We start from the raw sequence: 25,947 nt of genomic DNA, 5'->3' as shown, positions 1-25,947 counted from the left end.
ATTTATATTTCATCCCAGCACACAAATACAAATGATAGTAATTACCATTTAGATCCAATATCATTGCGCACAGCTTGAATCTATTATTGATGAATAAGGTAATAACTCAGATGTACACTAAAACACTACTATCAGCCTCAATATTACTAGCGCTTTCCCCTGCTGCTCTCGCAGAAGAAGTTTCTCGATTCGATGAGGTCGTTGTTTCGGCAACGCGAACTTCTCAAACCATCGAAAATACCGCCGCTTCTGTTGCTGTCGTTTCGAGCAAAGACATTGAAGCCAATATGGCAAAAGATGTCGCAGCTATCCTTGAATATACCCCTGGAGTTTCAACCAATAGCTCATCTCGCCAAGGTGTACAGACCATCAATATTCGCGGCGTAGAAGGTAATCGAATCAAAATCATGGTTGATGGAGTCACACAAGGACAAGCATTCGACGGAGGTCCTTACTCTTTTGTCAATTCGAGCGCTATCAGTATCGATCCCGATATGGTAAAGAGTGTTGAAGTCATCAAAGGTGCGGCGTCAAGCCTTCACGGCAGTGATGCCATTGGTGGTGTCGTCGCTTTTGACACCAAAGATCCTCGTGATTTCCTAAAAGGAGACGCAACCACAGGCGGACAAGCAAAGCTTTCCTACTCTTCAGAAGATAAATCTTTCAGTGAACATATTGCCATTGCAAATAGAAGTGGCAATTTAGAGACCTTGGTCGCCTATACTCGCCGTGATGGACAAGAGCAACAAAATTTTGCAGATCGTAAAGAAGATTATTCGATAGAGAGTCAAGATAGTGCAAAAAATGACTTGCTACTTAAGCTCCAATATCAACTGAGCGATGCTCACCGTTTGGAGTTCTTTGGTGAAGCACTGCATAACAAAACAGATTCTGATATCGCTCATTCCAGTTACAAAAACTATCATGGTCAAGATACAACGAAACAGTATCGCCTTGGCATCAAACACATTTGGCTAGCTGACTCTGCCATCGCAGACATCATCACTAGCCGAGCATCTTGGCAAAGCAAAGAAGATAACGGCTTAACGCACCGTTTTCAGCAAGCATCGTCAGGAAGGCCTCCTTACACTCCAGCGAATGCGGACAACCAACAAACCAAAGATTACTTCTATAATGAAGATAAAATTGAATTAGAAACGCAACTGGATAAGTTAGTTACCTTAGGTCAAACCGAACATAACTTTATTTATGGTTTAAGTTTTGCCAGTAGCGATATTTCAAATACCAATACAGAACTCAACTCGGATCCTGCCACGCCAAATCAAGTTTTGGTTTATACACCGGATGCTACAGACCAAAAAATCGGCCTCTTTGTTCAAGATGAGATCACCCTTTTGAGCGGTAATTTGATTGTCACACCAGGCCTTCGTTATGATTCATTTAGCACCGATCCCGGTGGTAGCACCACAGAACCCCTCGTTAAATTTGACGATTCAGCACTCACCAGCCGTCTTGGTGCACTGTACCGCATCAATAATCAACATTCGGTATTTGCTCAAGTCAGCCAAGGTTTCCGTGCCCCTAACTTTACTGAGCTGTACTACACGTATGACAACATTGCTCACAATTATGTGAACGATCCAAACCCATACCTTAAGTCAGAAAAAAGCTTGGCCTATGAATTGGGTTATCGTCACAATACAAACTCCTCGGCAACTGAAATTTCTGCATTTTATAGCGATTATGATGATTTCATTGAACAAGTCATAACAAAGAAAGAGAACAAGATAGAGCACTACTCTTATGTCAACTTAAGTGAAGCGACGATCAAAGGAATTGAATTATCAAATCAATTAAAATTGGATCAGTTAATTGGAGCCCCGAATGGTATATCAACACGCCTAGCGGCAAGTTATAGCAAAGGTGAAGATGGTAACGGACGTCCATTGAACAGCGTAAACCCATGGAATGTTGTCGCAGCACTAAATTATGATGATGACAGTACCACTTGGGGGACTAGCCTGAAGTTGAATTATACTGCTGCGAAATCAGCCAGTAATATCAACCGTGATAAGCTTAATAGCGGCACAAAAAACCAAGTTGAACTGCCGAGTGCGACCATTGTTGATATCACCGCTTACTTTAAACCAATGCAAGATGTCACGATTACTGCGGGTATATTTAACTTAACCGACAAAGAGTACTACCGTTGGAATGATATCCGCGGTAAAACAAGCTTAGATAACGACTACTCTCAAGCTGAGCGTAACTATGCTATTACCGCTAAATATGAGTTTTAGCGATTAAACCATTATTCACAAAGCCAGCGTTATGCTGGCTTTGTTGTTCCATGAACTCCTCAATAAAAAAGGCTAGATAACTAGCCTTTTCTTCCAATGTCCAATGTATCTTGAGCGATTAAGATTACGCGTTAGATATTTTCTTATGCCCTTCATCAAGGTGCACAAAATCAACCATGTCATCACCAGACACTTGATACGCCTGGCCAAAGCCTTTCACATAAAGACCTTTTTCTACTTTCAATTGGAATACAGCAAAGTCTTGCAGCTGGCTTAAGCCGTCAATGATCTCACCAAAACGAGCTTGCATTTGGCCAATGACTTGCTGCCATAACGCCGTTTCACGTGGTACAACACTCGCAACGGCGTCAAACGTCAGCCGTTGACGGGCAAAAATCTGTTTTGATGATTCTTCATCTGCAATCATCATCAAGGAGACGTGCGGGTTCACCTCCAAGTTACGCGCATGACGAGCGATGTGTGAAATCAGCACAAAGTAACCTTCTTGGTTTTGCACAAATGGCGCGTAGCTCACATTCGGACGGCCTTCCGCGTCCACTGTAGCCAATTGCAATGTACGACGTTCTTGACGAAACTCTTGGATTTCAGGTTCCAATCGTCCTTGTAATCGCTCTTGTTTGATCTGCTGATCCATGACTTTCTCCTCGGCCCTTTCGCTCAGCGTTCAGGGCTTATCGTTATATCAATATTATTGGTTGGAATGAACGTCTTGTTGTAATGCTCTAAAACGTGCGACTTGGTCTGCAATCAGTTCGCGCTTTTCATCTCGGCCTAGATAAATTTTAAAAATGTTATCGCCTTGCTCACTAAAGAAACCAAAGTAATGACTTTCACGTCCCATAAAAGGCTTACTGACTAAAGCAACGTGTTGGATGGATTCCAACTTTAAGTGGCCGTGTAACTCACCCTCTTTACCCATCAAGTTATAATAGCCACGAGCCAACTTCCCTTTTGGAAAAGGCGCTTTCACTTCAAATATAGAGCCAAAAGAGTGGACAATCGTTGTGACCATTCCCCAATCCGCTAATGATTCCAACAGCGATTGAGCTTGAGCACCATCAACAATCGCAACCATCTCTTTAGGCAATGCCTGCACCACTTCAAATTCGGTCACATCCAACTCTTGCGCCATCGCTGCCGGCAATAAGGTCGGTTGTTGCTCTAATAAAGAGGCCACTTTCTGTTCAAGTAAATCCATATTCATTTCCAGTTCGTTCTTCGCTTTAAATCGCCTTACGCTGGCTCAGTACATCACATTAATCGCCACTAAAAACCCGATCTAGTAAGTAAAATTATGGCAAGGGTGAATTAATTCAGGTTGTTTATGATTGATTATGGTTGATGGAAACCCCTGTGCTAACAAGGCATTTCTAACCCAGCTTTTAAATTCGTAAAATCATAATTTGATGCAAATGATAATGCAATTGATAATTGATCTTATTTTGATGTTGAGTAATAATCCCTTCATCAGACAGAACGCTTTGTTGTTATATGGAGTACCACGTGAATTTCACTAGATATCTTGTCGCTGGCAGTCTATCTCTCGCGATTCACGCGGCGATCTTGTTTGTTGATGACGAATCAAAAGTGTTTGCCATGCCTGCGGGAAATCAATCCACCTCAGTGTCGATTAACTTTGTGGCTCAACCTCAAGCTCAGGTAGTACAAGAGCAAGCAGCAAAAACCCCACCTCCAGAAAAGAGAGCCAACAAGCCCAAACCAGCAAAAAAAGAGCCGCAAAAAGTGGTGCAGAAAAAGAGCCTGTCAAAACCGGTAAAAGACAAACCGGCTCCTAAAATACCGACAAAATCAGCACAAGTGCAAACTCCTGTAAAGGAAGCTGTGACATCCTCTACAGAGAATGAAAATAGCGCTGAATCGACACCGAAAACCGCCGCCGCCCCAAGCAGCAGCGGCGCAACTAATCAACCGAAATTAGTCGATGCGCCGTCTTTTGTTACTCGCCCAGCCCCTCCTGTTTATCCAAGGCTTGCACAAAAACGAGGAATTGAAGGGGTCGCTATGTATGAGGTGTGGTTAGACGAAAACGGCCGCCAAATCAAACAGGTTTTGCTCTCTTCGTCGGGCGCGGCGCTGCTGGATGAATCAGCTCTTAATGCCATCAAACAATGGAAATTCTCTCCTCAAGTGGTGAACGGTGAAAAAATAGCCCACCGAGTGCAAATCCCAGTACGTTTTAAATTGGAAGGATAATGGAACTACTTACTCAACTAGAACAACAACTTGGCCTGATGGCCTGGCCTCTTTTTGTCTGCTCAGCACTTGCGACCATGATCATTACTGAACGGCTTTTCCAAGTACTGCTTAGCCTTGGTGTTGGAAAAGGTGCGATCGGTAGTGCGCTCAACCAAATATCACCGACCAATACAGCGCAAATTGAGGCGTTAGCCAGTGAATTTTCCAGCAAGCGCCCATTGCTTTATAAAGGGGTTGCCATGCTACTTGCTCATCACGATTTCTCTAAAGGATTACGTGAAGATGCGGCGGGCATTTGGTTGCAAGAAAAGCGTCATCAACTGCATTCAGGACTGCGTATTTTATCTTTGATTGGTGTGATCAGCCCGCTGCTAGGCTTACTTGGCACTGTGTTAGGTTTGATTGAAATGTTCAAAGGGGTGGCGCTCTCTTCTGGCAATATTACGCCAAACGACCTTGCGGATGGCCTAGGCATTGCGATGCGAACCACGGCTGCAGGTTTGCTGATCGCACTTCCCGCAATTACCGGCGCTCAATTGCTTGGCGTATGGGCTGACAGAGTGATGGCAAAACTTGAGCACACACTAAATTATGTCAACTTATGGCTCGAAGGTGTTTCTTTACAGCATGATTGCACCACCAAACAAGAGCGTGTAGCTAAGTATGAAGACGTCTCTGACAATGATGTGGTTAATGCATCATGATTAAGACACCGCACTCTAACTCATCCTCATTAATGCCAGATTTAACGCCATTGTTGGATATCATTTTTATTGTCATGGTGTTTTTACTGCTTACAGCCGCAGTTAAATTTGAGTCATTAGACGTTTCATTGCCAACAACCGACTCACCCACCGTGAGTGAAGTGAACAAGCAGTCAATCACAGTGAATCTTCTGGCGCACGAACCTTACTGGGCTATCGATGGCAAACAGTATATCGATTGGAATAACTTCACATTGGCGTTGTTAGAACAAAGCAAAGCGAGTGATCGCCCCATCGTGATTGGCGCAGACAAAACCGCTGAAGTGCAGCAGTTGGTTAAATTGTTGGCTTTCTTGCAAGACAATGGCATCGCTGCCACGCAGTTATTAACCGATCATCCCCAATAGCCTATTCATACGCGCTTTTAAAAACCGTATGATTTTCATGAGTACAACACGATGACACACAACTCTCTTTCTCATTGGCTTGTTGCCATAACGCTCTTCATCTTCTCACCTTGGCTCTGCGCGCAAGAACGGATTATCAGTGCGGGCAGCGCGGTGACCGAAATCCTCGTTGCGTTAGGCGCACAAAATAAACTTGTTGCGGTCGATGTCACCAGTGAAATTCCAAACGATCTTGCTCTCCCAAAAATCGGTTATCATCGCCAATTATCCGCAGAAGGATTATTAGCCTTAGCACCAACACAATTGATTGGTTCTAGTGAAATGGGGCCAGAAAGCACATTGCAACAGCTTAAAGGCGCTGGCGTTAACGTCGAGGTGGTGAATGATGAATCCACACCACAGGGGTTGTTGGCACGCATTGACCAAATCGCGACGCTCGCTGATGCAAAGCCTCAAGCTAAAGCGCTCAAACAGCAAGTTCAAAGCACAATAGCGGCGTTAATCCACCATCAATCTACCCACAAGACTCCGAAAAAGGTGCTATTTCTTCTTATCCACGAAGGAAGAGCAGCTAACGTGGCGGGCAGTGACACCACGCCAAACAGCATTATTGAGTTGGCTGGCGCGGTTAACCCAGCCGCTGAACAAGTGACGTCTTATAAACCACTGTCGATGGAAGCGATAATTGAGATGCAACCAGACGTGATTTTAGTCAGTGGCCGCAGTTATGAAAAACTCGGAGGAGCAGACGCCATTTTGCAATCCATACCGACGTTAGTAGCAACTCCGGCTGGGATAAATAAGCAGATCATCACCATCGATGGCCACGCTCTCGTCGGCGGGTTAGGCCTTAAAAGCTTGGCTGAAGCGCAACGTCTAAACGCATTGCTCTATCCTTAAGGAGCTTATTTTGTTACGTCATCTCTCAAAAAATGTGGTGAATGCGACGCTGTTAGTTTTGGTAATCTTAGTGAGCCTTTATTCTGTCACCGTTGGTCCAATGAATATCAGCTTCAGTGACAGCATAAAAAGTCTCGTGCTGCACTCCAATGACATTGCCGCGCACATCAATTTAGTCATCCACGAAATACGCTTTCCGCGTACCCTGCTCTGCTTGTTGGTCGGCGCAATTTTGGCGCTGTGCGGAACGGTGATGCAAGGCTTGTTTCGTAATCCATTAGCTGAGCCTGGCATTATCGGTGTTTCGGCAGGTTCAGCCCTCGGAGCCGCACTTGCGATTGTGCTATTCGCCAATTTAGCGCTGTTTTCCAACCCGTGGATGAGCGCTGCGGTGGTACCTATTTTTGCCTTTTTAGGCGGTGCATTGACTACCTTGTTGGTTTATCGATTAGGCACCAGTAAATTTGGTACTTCCGTCACCATCATGCTACTCGCAGGCGTCGCCATCAGCGCGCTATCGGGGGCGGGTATTGGCTATTTGAATTATGTTGCAGACGATCAAATGCTACGCGATCTCTCATTGTGGTCAATGGGATCACTGGCGGGTGCAAACTGGCAAAATATTCTCTTGTGCGCTGTGACCTTACTGCTGCTGCTCGTCTGTTTCTCCCGTCAAGCGATGGCGCTCAACGCACTATTACTTGGCGAGTCTGAAGCGCGTCATCTAGGCATTTCTGTGCAACGGCTTAAACGTTCAATGATTTTACTCAGCGCACTCGGCGTTGGAGTGACCGTCAGCGCGGTGGGTATGATTGGTTTTATCGGTTTGGTCATCCCTCATCTAGGCCGGATGCTGGTTAGCCCCGATCACCGTAGTTTGATCCCCATTTCGGCTTTACTTGGTGCACTCTTACTCACTGTCGCCGATATGTTTGCCCGTATAGCAGTGGCACCTGCGGAGCTGCCTGTCGGGATTGTGACTGCGCTGGTGGGTGCACCTTTCTTCCTTTATCTTCTGTTTCAACAAAAAGGCAAAGTATTTTGAGTACAACGGCAGCGATCCAAGCCAGTAATATATCGGTTAAATTTGGCCATCGAACCATTTTGGATAAGATTGATATTGAGATTTTTTCAGGTCAAGTCACAGCGTTACTTGGCCCCAATGGTGCTGGAAAAAGTACCTTGCTGAAAATACTCAGCGGTGAAATCTCATCAACAGGCAAAATGGCTTACTTCGGTGTTCCGCAAGCACTGTGGCTACCGAATGAGTTAGCAAAGCACTTGGCTATTCTTCCGCAACAAAGTACGTTGAGCTTTCCTTTTATCGCTCAAGAAGTGGTGGAATTAGGCGCACTGCCATTAAATTTAAGCCACCAACAAGTCAGTGAAGTCGCGCTACACTATATGCAACAAACCGATATCAGCGATAGAGCGAACAATCTCTACCCAGCTTTATCGGGTGGTGAAAAACAACGTTTACATCTGGCGCGGGTATTAACTCAACTTCACCACTCCGGTGACAAAAAAATCCTGATGCTGGATGAACCAACGTCAGCGTTAGATCTGACTCACCAGCACAATACACTGCGCATTGCACGTTCATTAGCACGCCAAGAGCAGTGCGCTGTTGTAGTCGTGCTGCACGATCTCAACCTTGCGGCTCAATATGCAGATCGCATGGTGATGCTGCACAATGGCAAACTGGTTTGTGATGCGCCACCTTGGGAAGCGCTCAATGCAGAAAGAATTGAGCAGGTGTATGGCTACTCGTCGCTTGTCGCCGCACATCCAACCATGGATTTCCCAATGGTCTACCCCATCTAATATTGTCCTTAATAATTGTCCGTATTTGTGGGCGCGTCCCTTCGCTATAATGCGCCTCAATTCTTTATATCGTTTTTTAAAAGGTACCCCATGAGTCAGTACGTCGTCTGTGCACTCTATAAGTTTGTTGAACTCAATCACTACCAAGAGCTGCAAGCACCGCTTCTTGAACTAATGGAGGAAAACCAAATTCGTGGCACGCTATTATTAGCCAGTGAAGGAATTAACGGCACCGTGGCATCAACACGCAAAGGGATAAATGTGCTACTGGCTTGGCTTGATGCTGAACCGAATTTGAAAGGCACGGTTTACAAAGAATCACAAGCCTCAGAGCAGCCATTTAACCGTACCAAAGTGAAGCTAAAAAAAGAGATTGTCACTATGGGCGTTGAAGGCATTGACCCTCGTCACGTTGTGGGCACTTACGTGAAACCAGAAAACTGGAATGCGCTAATTTCAGACCCTGATGTGCTGGTTGTCGATACCCGTAATGATTATGAAATCCAAATCGGCACCTTCAAAAATGCGCTTAACCCACACACTGAAACCTTTCGTGAGTTTCCTGATTATGTGAAGAAGAACCTCGCACCAGAGAAACACAAAAAAGTAGCGATGTTTTGTACTGGCGGGATTCGCTGTGAAAAATCCACGGCTTATTTAAAAGAGCAAGGGTTCGATGAGGTGTACCATCTCGAAGGTGGCATTTTGAAATACTTAGAAGAAGTGCCGCAAGAAGAGAGCTTATGGCAAGGTGACTGCTATGTGTTTGATGGCAGAGTGGCTGTAGGGCACGCTTTAAAAGAGAGTCACTACGATGTATGTAACGCTTGCCGTTTGCCGATTACCGATGAAGACAAACAGAGCGAAGTCTACGAGCAAGGCGTCAGTTGCCCATCCTGCTTCGGTACTCACTCTGCGGAACAACTGGCCCGTTTCCGTGAGCGAGAAAAACAAGTTCAGCTCGCAAAACAGCGTGGAGAAGCACACATTGGCGGCGATACCGCATCACTGATCGAGCAAAAGCGTGCGCAAAAATTAGCACGTAAAGCTGAGCAGCGCGGCTCAAAACGCTAATATTTACCCCAATGCTTACTTCAAAGGATTCAACTCCTATTGGAATAGAAAAAGGCCGCAGCGTTAAAACTGCGGCCTTTTTTTTTAAAAAAAATCACTGAATACCGTATTTCGCTAAAATGGCATCAAATGTTCCGTCAGCTTTAATCGTAGCTAACCCTTTGTTATACGCATCAATATATTTCTGCGCATTAGGGTTCGCTTTGCCTGAGGTAACATGTAAAGGATTTTTAGACAAAGATGCCGTGGTAAACTGAAAATCACTGCTATTTAAGCCCGCCTCTTTCATGGTCGATAACGCAACCAACTTATCTTCAAGGGTAAGATCAATTCGTTTGGCTTGCAGTTTCTTCAAGTTAGTCGTGAGATCATTAGCGTCTGGTTTGTTGAAATTAGTGGCGGATAAAAAGTCATCCCCATAACCATAGCCCCTAACGATGCCAACTTGTTTGCCACTCAAACTATTTAAACCTGAAAATTCGAAAGTATCGCCTGCTCTTTTAATAAAGCTCAGTTCATTTTCTAAATATGAGTCACTGTAAAGTAAATAAGCCGTTCTCTCCTGCGTATACCAAGTTGCGGGCAACAGATCAATTCTGCCTTTACTCACCTCATCTAATGCTCGTGACCAAGGCATGATTTGAAAATTGACGTCATAGCCCTGTGTTTTCATAGCCGCAACAGCGATTTCTACCGATAGCCCCGGCATGCTTTTATCCGGTGAAATGAACGGTGGCCATGGATCTTGCGCAGCCGTAATAGTAGCAGCAAAGCTACTCGGTAAGGCCATCATCATACTGAAAATAAAGATCAACAGACGCTTCATACTTTCTTCTCCTTGAAGGTGGAACTTATGTTTTGAACTTACGCATATGAGTTTTGATGTTTGAGCTCAGTTGAAGAACTTCTTTCGTTCTCTGAGCATTATCTTGACCACTACTCGACAGCTCATTAGTGGCCTCTGATGCTTCAACAATCGCCTGACTGACTTCATCAATGGCTTGTTTCTGCTCTTCTGTAGCATGCGAAATCTCGCCATTTCTTTCAGAAATTTCAGAGATAGTATTTTTCACCTGCTCAACAGAATGTTGTGACTCTGATACTCGCTTAGCGGTGCTTTCTAACAAATTAGAGATGCGAATAATTTCTTGCTCAACCGATTCTGTTGCACTGCTAAGTGAGCGAATATTGGTTTGGATTTGTTCGGTGGATTGGCTAGTTTTGGTCGAAAGGTTGCGCACTTCGTCAGCCACTACTGCAAAACCACGGCCATGCTCACCTGCGCGTGCCGCTTCAATAGCAGCGTTCAGTGCCAGCAAGTTGGTTTGCTCGGAAATGTCATTAATCACCCCGACCACCGTTGATATTTTTCGCCCTTCATCAAGCAGCTTATGCATTTCCGCGTTTACCGAACCCATTTCGGAACGCATGTTTACAATCTCGGCAGCGGAGCGTTCTATTGATTGGTAAACATTATCGACCAGTTGAGAAGCCTCACTTGCTTGCCTTGCGGCGTCATTAGCGGTTTCAGCCACTGTTGCCACCGACTGACTCATCTGTGTGGAAGCGGCAGCGACAGTCGATAAACTGTGTTTTTGTTGATCAATTTGCTGCGCATTTCTCATGGCAACCTGACCACTCATCTCTGCGGTGTCTTTTAACTGCACAGAAGCATTCGTTACTTGTACAACTATCTCCCTTAGCGACTCCGTAAAATGATTAATACTGCGGATGATCTGCGAAAACTCTCTATATTTGGGTTCTGGAATGATACGACTTAAATCCCCTTCACCGGTTGCAAGATCGGCCACTCGCTCTGTCAAATCGTTGAGCGGGCGAAGGACGGTTTTCGTTAACGCCAAAATTAGGAATACAATCATTACGCTATCTAAAATCAGCAACTCAATCAGGCTATATTGCAGACTTTGTAACAAGGTTTTTTCTAGCCTATCTGTGTTATAGAAAAGCTCTACCTGACCAACTTCATTTTCCTTTTCATACTCAACAAAGGTGAGCTTTTGCACCGAAGAGAGCATGGATTCGTATTGTTTCCCCTCATTGGGTTCCATCTCTTTGACATCTTGAGAGTCGGGTGATGTACTCAGGAAAAGAAGTGGTGTACCACCCGCATCTTTCACTCTAACCGCTTGTATGTCTGGGTTATTTAACTCTGCTGAAATAGTGAGTTTGGCGGCATGTAAATCAAAATCCCAAATTGCTTTAGGTAGGCTGTAGCTCAAGCGCTCTTTTGCATTCAAGATTGATGTATCTAGGCTATGCTGTAGCTCCGCTTTCTTTGACTGGTAATCAATGTAACTAGAAATGCCCAACACAATGGACACTGCCAGAACAACTTGGGTAACAAAGATCACTTTGACACTTTTCCACATACTTCATTTCGCCTTAATCAATGGTATGAGTTAAGCACTGTGCGTTGACTTCATCGCACCGCATGATAACCATCTGACTCTTGTGTTTAATGAATAGGACAATGCAGACCAGAAGAGAGGTCAATATCATCTCTGCTATTGTCTGAACTCATACCGATCATGTTGATCTCACTTATCTTTTACTTAAGGATAGACCAAGAAAGAAAAAGGTTATTATTTTTTGAGCCGAAAGTTTACTTTCGGCTTAATTTAGAATTGAGTAGCGAATGAAGAAGCGCTGACGGGCTGGATAGGAGAGTATTTGGCCGTAACCAACGCATTTAATAGTGATACTCCTGTCGCCTCTTGTTCGGTAAACACTCTTGCACTCATCACTGCTTTTCCGCCGTTGATGAACACTTCTAATGAAGAATTATCCGCGAGAATCTGCAGCTCAACCTGTTCACATTCTAAGGCCAATTCACGAATCACATCACCTTGGCGTATCAAAGTATGGGAACGATCAAAGCGTAATACTTTTTGCTGGGCATCCAAACTCAGTTCAATGTATTGCTCATCTTTTTCAAACAAACGTAAGCTTGCCCCCCACGGCAAAGTGATACACATTTCAAAACTTTTGGTGTTGAGAATGGTGCATTTATCGCTTAACTCCAAACTTACCGGCTGGTTGCATAACTGCTCTAGCTCCTTTATAGGCCTTTGAATAAGTTGACCATTCTCAACACTCAACTCACGCAGTGCCGTAAGTTGATGCAGCCAGCCGTTGTCACAACTAGGATGATTAATTTCGTCAGGCAGCCCCATCCATGCACACAAGACGCGCCGCCCGTCTGCCGTTTGCATTGTTTGAGGAGCATAAAAATCAAAGCCGTGATCCAGTGGTTGCAGATGACAAAAGTGAGGATGATCATTTTCATCCCATAAGACTTTTGCAATACGATTTTGATGGACAACTGTGTGGTTCACGTTATCTGAAATAATCCCTTGAGGGCCAAAAACAAAATAACTTTGGCCCGCAATTTCAAACATATCAGGGCATTCCCACATGTAACCTAGCGGTGCGATTTCTTCACCAAATAGACCATCGAAATGCCACTCTTTAAGATCATGTGAATGGTAAATAGCGATCCGACCTTGCAACTGCGTTGTTTGCGCGCCAAGCAACATGAGCCATTTGCCTCGGTGGCGCACTATTTTAGGGTCGCGAATGTGTTCCGTGACACCCGTTGGCAAATTACGGATCACTGGGCCACGTTTTTCAAAACGGAGGCCATCTTGCGACACAGCTAAACACTGCGTTGTTTGACGCAATCGCTGTTCACCTAACCGAACATTGCCAGTATAGAAAAGCATCAACTCATCGTTGTGACTTAAAGCATGACCAGAAAAAACTCCGTGACTGTCATACCAATCTGATGGAGTCAGTGCAATACCTTGCCATTGCCAGTGAATAAGATCAGTACTCGTCAGTTGTACCCAATATTTATCCTTGTGCTCACACCCATAAGGATACCACTGATAAAAAAGATGATATTTTCCTTGGTGATAAATGAAACCGTTTGGGTCATTGAGCAGCCCTTGCGGCGGAGAAATATGCCACGTTGGACGAAAGGGACAATCGTTTGGCGAGGAATAGGCGTACGCATTAAGCCGCAGCTGAGAGTCAATCATTCGACCTAAACTGTTGATCAGTTCATCGGCATATTCATTGATGCTATCTTGTTGAATCAAAAATGAAAGCTGCCATTCACCGAGCACTTCACGCAATCGCATGTGGCTAGGCAAAACATTGACTAAAGCTGGATCTCGCAGCGCAATAACGATTTCGCCTCTTGGTGCGAGTACTCGCTGAATATTGGCCGGGCCGCCAACTAATCTCACCATCTCTTCAAATGACATTTTTTCCACTGGCACTGTTTCTAATGACATGACTTACACTCAATTTCTGGGAACGATTGCAAAATATAAAAAAATAAGCCTGCTTGCAAGCATTGGTGAAATATTGCCCTCAATTATGCGGGCTTCCCCTCAGCAAGTACCTTCAGACTTAGCCGGTTTCACGTTCGATATTTTGGAATGTTAACACGACTTTACTCATCTCCTGCCCACGACCAGCAATACGTTCAAGCAACATCTTGGCTGCATTTTCACCTGCTTTATCAAAGGCATAGTTGAATGTTGATAAGCTTGGGTTACTGACAAATGCGAGCTCATCATTGCCAACTCCTAATACTTTTATTTGCGATCCAACCTGAACTCCAGACTCTTGTAGTGCTTTCACCGCTCCAACCGCAATTCTATCGGTTGCGCAAAAAAGACCATCTAATTGTGGGTATTGCGTGATTAATGTTTTAGCTTGTAAGTAACCAGATTCAATCGAAAAATCACCACGCACATGAAACAACAGGGTTAAATTGTTGATACCCAGTGCTTGCTCTAACCCTTGAGAACGCAAGCAATCCACCGCTACGTCATCGCTCTGAACACCAATAAAACCAATGTGTTGACAACCTTTTGCTATCAACCGTTTACCCGCTTCGAATCCAACGCGAAGATCATCATGAACAATACTTGGGATATCGTGCAGTGAACCATCTTGCCCAACCAATACCACCGGGACATTAGATTGTTGGATTGCTTTCACTAATGGCATATCAAGGTGTGTGGCGTAAAGTACAATGCCTTCGACCCTCTTTTGATTAAATATTTGAATATATTCCAACTCTTTAGCGTGATCTTGATGAGTATTGGCAAGCAACACGTGTTTGCCCGCTTGTTCAAATATGGCACTTAAACCATCAACGCCTTGTGCTGTCGCATGCGAAGAGACTCGCGGAACGATGACTCCAATTAAATTGGTTTTTTGTGATTTGAGATCTTTAGCGACTTGGTTGACCATATAGCCGCATTCGGAAATAGCTTTTAACACTTTGATTTTTGTAGACTCTTTAACACCATACTCATCATTTACAACGCGTGAAACCGTCGATTTAGAAACTCCGGCCAGCTTAGCGACATCGTGCAAACTCGACATACATAACCTTACTCATTCTGTTTTGGGATTGTTTGCAAAACTCAGCGCTGCAAACGCTCGAATAGTGTGATTCTAACGCTGTTTGTAGAATTATCGATCTCTCTTTTACTGATCTAATTCACAGAATCAATGGTTGGCTTTTGACTACTTTGAATTATTCATCAAAAATCCATTCTGCAAACGTTCCCAAAAATACTTATTTTAATTTTATCCACCATGCTTATCTTAAAGAGATCAAGTCATCTGGATACCAAACAACAACCGGGGTGGGTTATGAACTATCCAGTCATAGCAAAACAATTATTAGAGCAATTAGGTGGCAGAGAAAATATCCAAGCCCTTGCTCACTGTGCAACACGTTTAAGATTAGCGCTAAAAGATGACGCATTGGTTGATGAACAAGCCATTGATTCACTTGAAGGTGTCAAAGGACAATTCAAAGTCGCTGGCCAATATCAAATTATTTTTGGCTCCGGTATCGTTAACCAAGTTTATGCGGAAATGGCCAAGCTGACCGGCCTTGCTGAAATGTCAACCAATGATGTTGCAAGCGCGGGAGCACAAAAGCAGAACCTAGTGCAGCGCGCCGTTAAAGGGTTGTCTGACATTTTTGTCCCTATTATCCCGGCCATCGTTGCTGGCGGTTTATTGATGGGGTTGTTCAATGTACTGACAGCCACTGGGCTTTTTATCGAAGGGCAGTCACTGATTGATGCCAACCCGGGCTTGGCTGATCTTGCCAGCATGATCAACACCTTCGCTAACGCCCCTTTTGTTTATCTTCCTGTTTTGTTGGCATTTTCTGCTTCTAAAAAATTCGGCGGCAACCCATTCCTTGGCGCTGCATTAGGTATGTTGATGGTTCACCCAGACCTGCTTAATGGTTGGGGATTTGGCGGCGCGTCTGTCGCAGGCACCATCCCTACTTGGAATATTTTTGGTTTTGAGATCCAGAAAGTCGGCTATCAGGGCTCTGTCTTACCCGTTTTAGTCTCCGCCTTTATTCTTGCAAAAATCGAAAATGGCCTGCGCAAAATTATCCCTTCTGTACTGGATAATTTACTGACGCCTATGCTCTCGATTTTCATTGCAGGCTTTTTAACCTTCACACTGGTAGGCCCGATTACCCGCGATATCGGCTTTCTATTGGGTGATGGGCTGAACTGGCTATACGATTCTGCTGGCTTCATTGGTGGTGCACTGTTTGGCTTTATCTACGCGCCGTTTGTGATTACTGGCATGCACCACAGCTTTATTGCTATCGAAACACAACTATTGGCTGACATCGCCATTACTGGCGGTACGTTTATTTTTCCTATTGCGGCCATGTCAAACGTCGCACAGGGTGCAGCAGCTTTAGCGGTTGGTATGAACACCAAAGATATCAAATTAAAAGGCATTGCGATTCCATCAGGTGTGACCGCCCTTCTGGGCATTACCGAACCCGCAATGTTCGGTGTAAACCTGAAACTTCGCTACCCATTTATTGCTGCGATCATCGGTTCAGCTTGTGCCAGTGCATTCATCACCTTGTTTAATGTCAAAGCACAAGCGTTAGGCGCGGCTGGGCTTCCAGGAGTGATTTCCATTAACCCAGAGAAAATCAGCTACTACATGATTGGTATGCTGATTTCTTTTGTCATTGCCTTTACCTTAACACTTGTTTTGGGTGCTAAAGAGCGCGCAAAGCTTGATAAACAAGCAACAGCGTAACCCCCAAGGCTGTTATGCTCCTAAGCCCGCTCGATGTGAGTGGGCTTATTTCTTCAGCGAATAACACGGATATTGGAAGAAAAAATGAATCGAGTTTGGGTGACAGGCGACGCGGTCGTCGACTTAATTCCTGATGGTGAAGCACACTATCTAAAATGTCCGGGCGGTGCTCCGGCGAATGTGGCTGTTGCCATCGCAAGATTGGGGGGTAATAGCGCCTTTTTTGGCCGTGTGGGTAATGACCCTATGGGGCGCTTTATGCAATCCACATTAACCGAAGAGAAAGTAGACACCCGATATTTGCAGTTGGATGAACAGCAAAGAACATCAACCGTCGTGGTCGATTTAGACTCGCACGGCGAACGCAGTTTTACCTTTATGGTGAAACCTAGCGCGGATCAATTCATCCAATGTTCAGATATTCCCACCTTTTTAGCGGGCGAATGGCTGCATTGTTGCTCCATTGCACTGGCCAGTGAACCGAGTCGCAGCACTACCATTGAAGCGATTAAACGCATCAAAGCCAACGGGGGATTTGTCAGTTTTGATCCCAATCTACGAGAAGAGGTTTGGCCTAACTCCGAAGAGATGATCCCAGTGGTGATGAGCGTGGTGGCAATGGCAGATGTGGTTAAGTTTTCCGATGACGAACTGCTCTTGCTCACGCAGCGCCCTAGCCTTGAGCAGGGATTAATCTCAGTGAAAGAATTGAACATTCCGCTGATTGTCATTACTCAAGGCGCAAAAGGAGCGCTGGTGATCACAGCAGAGATGCAAACAATGATTACGGGAAAAGCCGTAAAACCTATCGATACAACAGGTGCCGGAGATGCTTTTGTCGGTGGATTACTTTGCCAGTTGTCATTACATAAAGAGTGGTTTACTAAGGGTACTATCATAAACGCAGTGCAATGGGCTAATGGCTGCGGAGCATTAGCCACCACCCAAAAAGGGGCAATGACAGCGCTACCAGATAAACACATGCTTGATCAATGGATTGGCTAAATGATAATGCTGCCGTAAGACACAATAGATAGAAAAACAAAATAACTAGAGACAATTTTGGGATGGAAATCAATATAAACTAATGGTTTTCTAAATCTATTTGCTACACTTATGGCATCAACACGCAAACAACCACCAGACTTAATGCAAAGATTAGTAAAACATCAACGATCTAAACGATGGGTAGTTAGCTTTTTATATTGCTTGCTGCCTATTATTATTGCTAGTCCAATTATCGCTTGGCAAACACAAACTGATTTGAACAATTATATTAAAGATAAACTCAAAGTAGGTGAAATTCAGTTTAATCGGGTCATTCGAAATGCTGAAGTCGCTAACGAACGTGCGTCATATTACCTACAGATGGAATGCAAAGAGGTATTTCCATATTTACGAGAGCTTGTTGCCACCACACCCGATATACGCACATTAAACTTGGCAAAAGATTCAAACGTTTATTGTAATTCATTACACGGCGAAACTTTTTACCGCACTCAGCATTATACGGCACATGAACTCTATTTATCCGATGGTAATCGGCTAACACCATTAATGCCCGTGCTCACTTTTCATCGGCAATACCCCAAAGGTTCGGTAATAACGGGGGTCAATGGCTACTATCTAACCAACACTATTACTCTGTTAAAAGATTATGGAATTCTCTATTTTGGAGTTGGTGAACATAAATTAAATAGTGAAGGGAGGGTATCGAATCAGCAGGTTCAAACAACACTGAGCCTCATATCCTCTCAATACCCTTATACCTTTTCAGCTAAGCTGACATTGGACGACTATTGGCTTTATTTTAAAAACACCAAACAAACCAGCACGATGTTAGTTCTTCTTATGAGTATTGGTTTAGGCGGCTTTGCTTATTGGAAACTCGGCCAAGCTTCGTCAATGCAAGGAGAAGTAAAACGCGCTATTCAATCCAACGAGTTCATTCCGTATGTACAACCGATCGTTGATGGTAGTGGCCAGCTCTGCCATATCGAAGTGCTTGCCCGCTGGCAACATCCTGTTCATGGATTAGTGAGGCCCGATCTTTTTATTCCCCTGGCGGAGGAATCTGGGCTAATCATTCCTATTACGACTCAGTTAATGTCCCAAGTAGAGCATGAACTTTCATTACATCAGTCACAATTTCCAGAGCATTTCAGTATTGGATTTAACATTTCGGCCAAACATTGTGTTGCTTCCAATTTGTTTGATGATTGCAAACATTTCATTGAAACCTTCAACAATCGTAAACATATTTTAACGCTAGAGCTCACTGAAAGAGAGTTGGTTATTGATAGTGATGAAGCAAAAAAGCTCTTCCAGTCATTGGATAAAATAGGTGTGTTGCTAGCAATTGATGATTTTGGTACGGGTCATTCTAGTTTGAACTATTTGCAAGAGTTCAAGTTTGACATTTTAAAAATCGACAGAAGCTTTATTACCATGATCGGTAGTGATGCGATCTCTAGCCATATTGTTGAAAACTTAGTCGATTTGGCTAAGCGACTTGGGTTAAAAACCATCGCCGAAGGTGTGGAAACCCAAGATCAAATTGATTTTTTGAACGAAAGAGAAATTGACTATTTACAAGGCTATTTCTTTTATAAACCTATGCCGCTCAGTGAGTTTATCACTCTGCTTAAAACCACCTAGATCAATCTCTGGCATTCCAATACGATGATAACTAGAACTTCAGTGGTTATTTCTTATGACGAGAGGCCAACTGAGCACGGTAGCGAGCTAAATGAAAACGCTTGCGAACAGGTTGTTGAACAGAAAGTTGTTTTAACACTTTATTAAGCTGTTTCGTGTGATGTGCACTATTATGCTCTGCTGATTGCCCATCTTCTTCAATGAAAAATGAGGCGACACTCGCGGTCAATAAACCGAAAAGTGTAATACCCGTCAACATCAGAAACACGGCAACACCACGCCCAAATGGAGTGATTGGATACATATCGCCGTAACCAACAGTAGTAATCGTGGTCATTGCCCACCAAATCGCATCAGAAAAATCATTGATTGGGCTATCCGTGCCTTTTTCGACCAAATAGACAAAAGCCGCGGAAAGAAGCACTGTCGATAAGCTGGTTAGCCCAATAAAGCTGAGCGTTTTTTGTCTCAGTACCGCCTTTGTTTGACGCCATGCTCTTGGCAAGATCAGTAAAATGCGTAAAAAACGGAGCGGACGTAGGAATGGCATGGCCACAATCAACACGTCTGGCCAGTTTTTTACCATGTAACGCACTGGATGTGGGCTGAGTAAAACCTTAACCAGTAACTCCGTTGCAAACAATGCCCAAATAATCCAAAGCAGGTGCTCCAGAAAATCAAGCTCTTCGGGCTGTAAAGGTGCAATATCTGGTAGTAAAGCGACGATCACATACACTACCGATAGCAGCAGCATCGGAATTTCAGTTTTATGTTCGATCGCAGACAGTAGCTGTAAACGTGTTTTTAATTTCATGATTCAAATACCTTTTTCCGTTTACCTTAACGCCAAAAGTACCAAGTGAACAGTACAACCATCCCTTTCGTTACCCAATTAGCACCCAATTCAAAATGGAAATCACTATAAACTAGGTGGTTGAGATGTAAAGAATTGTGACCTTAACAAAGCTTAAAATAACCGTCTTGAGCGTTATTCTAAGCTCTCCACACCCAATATCTCACTCACAAAAATCTCAAAAACACCATAGGAGTCAAGTTTCAATTGTGATACGATGCACAACTTTATGGATATCTCTCTATTTTCATATGGACGTGACCCGATACCCAAGCCACTTAAGATGCTGTCGATGACCAGTAAGTGAGGCCGAAAAAACATCAATAAAATGGTGGAATTGGCGTCAATGAACGTGATCAATACAGCAATACTGCAAGTGGGACAGGTATAACTCCGTTGTTTTACTCCGAGGTCACTTATTACCATGTCTTTTTTAAAAGATTTAGCCATTCGCAAAAAAATTGCGCTTGCCTTTACTATTATCGCGTTAGTCAACATCGCCTTCGGTTATTACCTATATCGTTCATTGAACGAAATACAAGATGACCTACTCAATCTAACGGATGACACACTCCCATCAATGATGATGGTCAATAACGTCAAATACAATATGGCTTCTGTGCGACGTGCTCAAATCAGTTTGCTTTCCGCAACCGATCAAGCCGAAATTACGGAGGATATTCGTTGGATGCAGGAACACTATCAAGCAATTGATAGTGCACTGGCCACCTATGAGCGTGCGGTTTGGACCGATCACGAGCGTTCGATTTTTATGCCAGTTAAAAACCTCTGGCGTGACTACTTGACTGCGCTGGGCTCTTTTAATGACGATATCCTCAATCAAAATATCGTAAAAGCTCAAGGGGATATCTCAGCCTCTTTGGTTACATTTGAACGCCTAGAGAGTGCGATTGACGATCTTCTCAATTTAAACCAAACCTTTGTTGCCAAAAATCGCTCTGAACTGATGACGCTTATTCAAGCTATCACCTCATTTTCCACAGGCAGCATCGTTGCGCTGATAGCGTTTATGGTGTTCATTACACTATTACTTTCTCGCTTAATCTGCCAGCCACTACAGTTGGTTGTACAGCAAGCGAACGCCATTGCTGGAGGTAATTTAAGCCATCGATTAGCACGTCAGCATATTGGGCAAGATGAGCTAGGTGAATTGGCCGATGCGTGTTCAAGTATGCAAGAGAATTTACGCTCAATGGTGGAAGAGATCATCGCCGGAGCGACTCAACTATCTCATGCTGTCGATGAAGTTAGCGCCGTCTCTGAACAGACATCACAGGGCATGCAAGAGCAACAGGTCGAGGTCATGCACATTGCTACGGCCATGACGCAAATGAAATCAACGGTTGCAGAAGTGGCACGAAGCACAGAAGTCGCTTCTGACGCCGCTCGTGAAAGTAACCAACAATCCATCCTTGGATCAAAACAGATGGATTCCGTCGCTAATGCTATCTCTCTTGTGACTCAAGAAATTGATCAAGCAGAACAACGCGTATTAGAACTTGAGCAACAAGCACAGCAAATTAACGTTGTCGTTGACGTGATAAGCAACATCGCCGACCAAACCAATTTGCTTGCACTTAACGCAGCAATTGAAGCGGCGCGTGCTGGTGAACAAGGGCGTGGTTTTGCGGTTGTGGCTGATGAAGTCCGTGCTTTAGCTGGCAAAACTCAGCAATCGACGGGCGACATCGTCAATATTATCCAAAGCCTACAAACATGTGCACTGCGTGCTCGTGAAGCGACGTCACAAAGCAGTGTACTTATGGGACAATGTGTGGAGCAAAGTGGCCAAACTCAAATCGCGATTGACCACATTAGTAATCAAAGCGCGCATATCGCAGATATGACCATTCAAATCGCCAGTGCGTGCGGAGAGCAAGATTCGGTTAGCGAAGAGCTCAGCCGCAATATCGAACGCATTAGTGAATCAGCCAAGCAAGTTGCACAAGGTTCTTCCAGCGCCGCTCAAGCGTGCGTCGAACTTAGCCAGTTAGCGGCGATGTTGCAAAATACCGTGAGTCGTTTTCAGGTATAACCCTCGCATTGTTAGTTAAAAATAACCATGCTCTCATGTTTGAGTGGTCAGTAAGCCTTGTTTCAGCTTACAACACAAAAAGGGTCGCATTTGATGCGACCCTTTCCTCCTCAACAAACGGTTAAAACTGAGCCGTTAGCTTGATATACACTTCATCTTTGCCTAATTTACTGTCTAATCCATGAGCGTAACCAATCCGTACTGGTAACGTGCCGCCATAAAGTACGATGGTATCGATCTGCACTTCAGCACCAATCCCCGTCAGGGCTTGGTAGTTTTGGTTATCGTTCCAGCTTGATCCTGAGTCGACAAATACAGAACCTGAAATATCCCCCAAGCCAATTGGCCACAAATTCCAGTTTCGTTCAGCGCGATACAATAAGCGGCTTAGTTCAACACTTTGTGTCGCGTAGGCTTGCCCTACTTGAGCCGCAGAGCTGTAGCCACGCAACGCTATCTGTTGGCGACCATAGAGCTGCGCGCTGTCGCCTTCGTAACTGCCTAGCTCAAACGCTTTAGCTTTTGAATCTGCATAACCTGCCGCAAGGTGAGTGGTAAGATTGAAGCTCCCCGGGAGGTCCCAATGTGCTTGCCACTGCGCCTGCCATTTTTGTCCAGAGTAATCACCGCCAACATTGGACTCCCATACCAAATCAGCGTAATGACCCCACGCATAACCAGGAACATTCAATAAGCCTTCACGGTTATCCCATTGCAGCGCAGCCCCTGCTAGCCACTCATCACTGGCTTGTGTATAGCGCGTACTTTGAGGCGCTTTGATCAATGACTCTTTCTGCCAATAAGTTCCGATACCAAACGTTAAGTTATCATCGAGGCCATGCCATAAATAATTACGTTGTAACGTCAAGTCATCTTGACGGACAATGCGATCGTCTTTATTGGTCAATGGGTTTAACTTAAACTCATGCTCTCGGCTGAGCGTCGCTTGCCAACGGTTGTCATATTGATACCCCAATTGGTACGTCGCCAACGCATTTTTTGTATCCCAAGCCGCTTGGATCTCATATTGATGTCGCCCTAACACATCTGAACCGCTGGTCGAGAAACCAAGTAACGATTGGTTATCATCCCCTTGCCAAACGGGAACCCAATAACGTGGCGTTAAAGTCGACAACGGTGAGTAGTCGGTAGTGTCACTTTTTTCGACCTGAGATATCGGCGTCGAAGCAACGGATGTCACCTTGGCAAAGGAAGACAGTGGAGCCTCATTGAAAGCCGTCACCGCCGGAATGTGGCGCAAATGGTAACCATCATGCTCATAAGCTTGGTAGATAAGCCCTTGCGATTGATTCCATTGCGGAGAAAAAGCACCACCAATTTCATTGGTCAATTGCTCTAGCTGCAGACTGGTTAAGTCCATTCGGTAGATCTGATAACGCCCCGTGTAATCGGCGCTGAACAGCAGATCTCCCTCTTGGGTAAAACTCAATTGATGCTCAGTTGCTGATGTTTCAGTCACAGCCAACCAGCGCTGCTCTTTGGCGACAAAACGCATGATATTCCAAGCGCTAGACGGCTGCTTCACGGAAGCATAAATGTCACCTGTCGGAGACAGCGCCATATCACCAATGACCCAACCATATGTGCCTTGCCATAGGCGGGTTTGCTGCCCATCCAGCGTCACCTGCCATAACTCAGGCAACCCTTGTTCATGACGGGTAGCGAAAACACTTTGCCCATCTCGGCTCCAACGTACTTGAGTAAAGCGCTGTTGCTCGGTTAAACGCTGCCACTGCCCATCAACGTAGCGATAAAGATCATTCAACACTCGTCCATCAAGATAACTATTCACTTGTGACGCGACGATACCTTGCTGGGGATGAACATCGAGGCTAGTTAAGCTTTTTGTAGTCAATAAACGCTGCCATTGATTTTGCTTACTATCCCACATCGCTAAATTTGCTCGATCAACCCCATCACGACGCCAAGCCAGTAATTGCTCTGATCCACCATTGGCTAATAGATATTCAAACGGCTGGCTATCGAGAGATTGAGCCTCCGAAGACTGTTCCTTACTTTGCACAATTTGATCTGAAAACTGCGTGATTAGATCGGCACGGAACTCTTGCCAAAGCGCAAAAAAGTCTTTACCAAAAGCACGTTGAGCGCTTCGGTTTAAGAAAACGCCCGGAATTAGGTAGCCACTGTAATCGCTTAAAAAATGTTGGAGTGCGTCTTCGCCATACGTTTTGGCTAAATAATCAATAAAATACGCGCCGTAGAGGTAATTACTGCCAAGCGGTAAACGTTTGTTCGCTACCACGATTTGGTTGAGATCAGCTAGTTGTCCGCTCGCCACTTCCATACGCATTTGCATCGCAAAATGGCTATTGTGCAAACGTCCATAACCTTGTTCATTTTGGCTTTCCATGTAAACCGCTAACCCTTCTAACAGCATCGAGGGTGTCATTGCATGCGGGAAAAGCAGTGTGTGACGGCCAAAAATACGTCGAGCTCCGGTGACCGCACGCTCATTTAATTCCATATGAACAATGTGAGTGTACTCATGGCGGATGAGCATGTGCAACCATTCATCATTGCCTTCCAATCCATTGACATCGCTGGGGGGATTTAAGATCAAGCGAATTTGAGCATAAGGCAGCGGCGTTGCCCAACCGTTGGAATAGTCGTAGTCATCCACCAACGTTAGGTGCGTTTTTTCAGCTGGCATCTTTGAGAATTGACTGGCAAGGTCTTGATGCACTTTCTCGGCAATATCTAACGAACGCGCCGCGTACTGGGCCAATTCACTGCGAAAGTGCACGATAAAATGTTGCGATTGTTGAGTCTGCCATTGCTGACCAGCTTGATCCCAAGCGACTGACTCAGCCAATACTGTTGGTGTATGCATACCCAAACAAACCATCAAACCCATAATGGGTGAGAGTACAAATTTTGCTGACATCGTTACAACAACCCTTTTCAATAATTAAGTGCGGCGATTGTACGTTGAATGAGAAAAGGATTGGGTATCGAAATGTATGGCTTTGTCAGGATAAGGCCTGACTATCATTTGCTCCCCCATTTAAGGAGATGGCACTTAACATTGCTAAGCAATCTATTTTATATCGCACTCTATTTGACTGATCGGAACGCTCGATTGACCAAAACAGACATAAGCGGTAATTGGTTGATTTACCTTCATTTTCACGTAGCCAGCTTTTACATCATCCTCTCGAAATCGAACCATATTGGACGTTGCTTCTGAACCATCGACATAAATCGCCGTGAAATCATCATTCATCCAAGCAACCACTTTGTCGTAACTCTGTTTGGTCTTAAACACGACCTCGGCGCAGCGAATAGGCGGATTGTCACGAACGCTGTACCCGCCAGAATGTTCAACCGCTTCAGAGCCATTGCTCACATCGTGTAACTGGCTGGAAATCACATCACACTGACTGTCAGCCGCATGGACATTAAATGCAATAAGCATAGGAATCACGTAATAGCTTGGCTTCATCTTCATCATAAACATTACTGACATCATAGGTATTTGTAAAAAACAATAGCTTTACCCTATTCAAAACCACCCAAAAATAACATCACTTAAAAGTAAACGTGGGTTAAATATCACTGAACACTGGAGTGATGCCGTTCTAAATAGAACATTTGTTATTTTTTTATGTGTATTAATTGGTTCTGGCTATGCGGTGCAAACCTAGAATCTAACAGGCTTATCATTGCATCACACCACATTGTTCAATTTACCTTAACCAATAGGTAAGAAAATCAAGATTGACCAAACATCCTCGTAAATCATATCTTTCACCTACACCTTGACGAGAATCAAAAAGCTTGCACTTTTATCGCA

21 protein-coding genes are annotated in these 25,947 nt (G+C 44.5%); 12 read left to right on the top strand and 9 right to left on the bottom strand.

Translation table 11 applies throughout. From position 1 onward, the window contains the following. Nucleotides 1-110 precede the first annotated feature (110 nt). Nucleotides 111-2,261: a TonB-dependent hemoglobin/transferrin/lactoferrin family receptor gene (locus AACQ17_RS10275; protein WP_094147123.1), complete on the top strand. Its 2,151-nt coding sequence runs from the start codon at nucleotides 111-113 to the stop codon at nucleotides 2,259-2,261. 124 nt (nucleotides 2,262-2,385) lie between these two features. On the opposite strand, the gene hutZ is transcribed toward AACQ17_RS10275, so the two are convergent. Both hutZ and hutX read right to left on the bottom strand, forming a co-directional pair. After that, nucleotides 2,386-2,916, bottom strand: a complete 531-nt coding sequence (gene hutZ, locus AACQ17_RS10270) for a heme utilization protein HutZ (RefSeq protein ID WP_094147124.1) — start codon at nucleotides 2,914-2,916, stop codon at nucleotides 2,386-2,388. Nucleotides 2,917-2,970: 54 nt separating this feature from the next. Continuing rightward, a complete protein-coding gene (hutX, locus tag AACQ17_RS10265) occupies nucleotides 2,971-3,480 on the bottom strand; it encodes a heme utilization cystosolic carrier protein HutX (RefSeq protein ID WP_094147125.1) in 510 nt (169 codons plus the stop codon). 305 nt (nucleotides 3,481-3,785) lie between these two features. Between hutX and AACQ17_RS10260 the strand changes: the two genes are divergently transcribed. The 7 genes from AACQ17_RS10260 (at nucleotide 3,786) to trhO (ending at nucleotide 9,408) form a co-directional block, all read left to right on the top strand. Then, complete coding sequence (locus AACQ17_RS10260; protein WP_094148127.1) at nucleotides 3,786-4,496, top strand: energy transducer TonB; 711 nt, start codon at nucleotides 3,786-3,788, stop codon at nucleotides 4,494-4,496. Beyond that, on the top strand, nucleotides 4,496-5,203 hold the full coding sequence (locus tag AACQ17_RS10255; protein ID WP_013856734.1) for a MotA/TolQ/ExbB proton channel family protein: 708 nt from the start codon (nucleotides 4,496-4,498) through the stop codon (nucleotides 5,201-5,203). Before AACQ17_RS10260 ends, AACQ17_RS10255 begins: the two co-directional genes overlap by 1 nt. Then, nucleotides 5,200-5,610 (top strand): ExbD/TolR family protein, encoded by a 411-nt coding sequence (locus tag AACQ17_RS10250; protein WP_017048630.1) that lies wholly within the window; start codon nucleotides 5,200-5,202, stop codon nucleotides 5,608-5,610. Before AACQ17_RS10255 ends, AACQ17_RS10250 begins: the two co-directional genes overlap by 4 nt. 51 nt (nucleotides 5,611-5,661) lie before the next feature. Further along, nucleotides 5,662-6,510: a heme/hemin ABC transporter substrate-binding protein gene (locus tag AACQ17_RS10245; protein WP_094148125.1), complete on the top strand. Its 849-nt coding sequence runs from the start codon at nucleotides 5,662-5,664 to the stop codon at nucleotides 6,508-6,510. A gap of 10 nt (nucleotides 6,511-6,520) precedes the next feature. After that, nucleotides 6,521-7,555 (top strand): FecCD family ABC transporter permease, encoded by a 1,035-nt coding sequence (locus AACQ17_RS10240; protein ID WP_094148124.1) that lies wholly within the window; start codon nucleotides 6,521-6,523, stop codon nucleotides 7,553-7,555. Next, nucleotides 7,552-8,334, top strand: coding sequence for a heme ABC transporter ATP-binding protein (locus tag AACQ17_RS10235; protein WP_047691804.1), 783 nt, complete (start codon nucleotides 7,552-7,554; stop codon nucleotides 8,332-8,334). Before AACQ17_RS10240 ends, AACQ17_RS10235 begins: the two co-directional genes overlap by 4 nt. Before the next feature lie 90 nt (nucleotides 8,335-8,424). Then, nucleotides 8,425-9,408 (top strand): oxygen-dependent tRNA uridine(34) hydroxylase TrhO, encoded by a 984-nt coding sequence (gene trhO, locus AACQ17_RS10230; protein ID WP_094148122.1) that lies wholly within the window; start codon nucleotides 8,425-8,427, stop codon nucleotides 9,406-9,408. A 94-nt stretch (nucleotides 9,409-9,502) separates the two neighbouring features. On the opposite strand, the gene AACQ17_RS10225 is transcribed toward trhO, so the two are convergent. From AACQ17_RS10225 to AACQ17_RS10210, 4 genes are all read right to left on the bottom strand, one after another. Further along, nucleotides 9,503-10,234, bottom strand: coding sequence for a transporter substrate-binding domain-containing protein (locus AACQ17_RS10225; RefSeq protein WP_094148120.1), 732 nt, complete (start codon nucleotides 10,232-10,234; stop codon nucleotides 9,503-9,505). Nucleotides 10,235-10,259: 25 nt separating this feature from the next. Then, on the bottom strand, nucleotides 10,260-11,798 hold the full coding sequence (locus tag AACQ17_RS10220) for a methyl-accepting chemotaxis protein (protein ID WP_017044797.1): 1,539 nt from the start codon (nucleotides 11,796-11,798) through the stop codon (nucleotides 10,260-10,262). A gap of 249 nt (nucleotides 11,799-12,047) precedes the next feature. Further along, complete coding sequence (locus AACQ17_RS10215) at nucleotides 12,048-13,727, bottom strand: glycoside hydrolase family 32 protein (protein ID WP_094148119.1); 1,680 nt, start codon at nucleotides 13,725-13,727, stop codon at nucleotides 12,048-12,050. A 118-nt stretch (nucleotides 13,728-13,845) separates the two neighbouring features. Then, entirely contained in the window at nucleotides 13,846-14,832 is a 987-nt protein-coding gene (locus tag AACQ17_RS10210; RefSeq protein WP_010319758.1) for a LacI family DNA-binding transcriptional regulator, read from the bottom strand. A gap of 273 nt (nucleotides 14,833-15,105) precedes the next feature. On the opposite strand from AACQ17_RS10210, the gene AACQ17_RS10205 reads away from it, so the two are divergent. The 3 genes from AACQ17_RS10205 (at nucleotide 15,106) to AACQ17_RS10195 (ending at nucleotide 19,203) form a co-directional block, all read left to right on the top strand. After that, nucleotides 15,106-16,545 (top strand): sucrose-specific PTS transporter subunit IIBC, encoded by a 1,440-nt coding sequence (locus AACQ17_RS10205; protein WP_026028729.1) that lies wholly within the window; start codon nucleotides 15,106-15,108, stop codon nucleotides 16,543-16,545. 84 nt (nucleotides 16,546-16,629) lie between these two features. Beyond that, nucleotides 16,630-17,550: an aminoimidazole riboside kinase gene (locus AACQ17_RS10200; protein ID WP_019282397.1), complete on the top strand. Its 921-nt coding sequence runs from the start codon at nucleotides 16,630-16,632 to the stop codon at nucleotides 17,548-17,550. Nucleotides 17,551-17,808: 258 nt separating this feature from the next. Then, on the top strand, nucleotides 17,809-19,203 hold the full coding sequence (locus tag AACQ17_RS10195) for an EAL domain-containing protein (RefSeq protein WP_240507705.1): 1,395 nt from the start codon (nucleotides 17,809-17,811) through the stop codon (nucleotides 19,201-19,203). A 46-nt stretch (nucleotides 19,204-19,249) separates the two neighbouring features. Here the strand turns inward: AACQ17_RS10195 and AACQ17_RS10190 are convergent, their stop codons facing one another. Beyond that, complete coding sequence (locus tag AACQ17_RS10190; RefSeq protein ID WP_017044802.1) at nucleotides 19,250-20,017, bottom strand: potassium channel family protein; 768 nt, start codon at nucleotides 20,015-20,017, stop codon at nucleotides 19,250-19,252. A 463-nt stretch (nucleotides 20,018-20,480) separates the two neighbouring features. Between AACQ17_RS10190 and AACQ17_RS10185 the strand changes: the two genes are divergently transcribed. Continuing rightward, the gene (locus AACQ17_RS10185) at nucleotides 20,481-22,112 is read left to right on the top strand and encodes a methyl-accepting chemotaxis protein (RefSeq protein WP_013856720.1); all 1,632 of its coding nucleotides are present in this window, start codon (nucleotides 20,481-20,483) and stop codon (nucleotides 22,110-22,112) included. A 121-nt stretch (nucleotides 22,113-22,233) separates the two neighbouring features. On the opposite strand, the gene AACQ17_RS10180 is transcribed toward AACQ17_RS10185, so the two are convergent. Together AACQ17_RS10180 and AACQ17_RS10175 are read right to left on the bottom strand one after the other, a co-directional pair. Then, entirely contained in the window at nucleotides 22,234-25,038 is a 2,805-nt protein-coding gene (locus tag AACQ17_RS10180) for a TolB (protein WP_094147713.1), read from the bottom strand. A 153-nt stretch (nucleotides 25,039-25,191) separates the two neighbouring features. Then, a complete protein-coding gene (locus AACQ17_RS10175; protein WP_017048641.1) occupies nucleotides 25,192-25,611 on the bottom strand; it encodes a hypothetical protein in 420 nt (139 codons plus the stop codon). Nucleotides 25,612-25,947: the final 336 nt, after the last annotated feature.

It is taken from the genome of Vibrio sp. V10_P2A27P122 (genome assembly GCF_963874335.1).
Lineage (GTDB): Bacteria > Pseudomonadota > Gammaproteobacteria > Enterobacterales > Vibrionaceae > Vibrio > Vibrio anguillarum.
The sequence above is the reverse complement of the archived record's forward strand: the minus strand, read 5'-3'. Positions and strand labels throughout refer to the sequence as shown.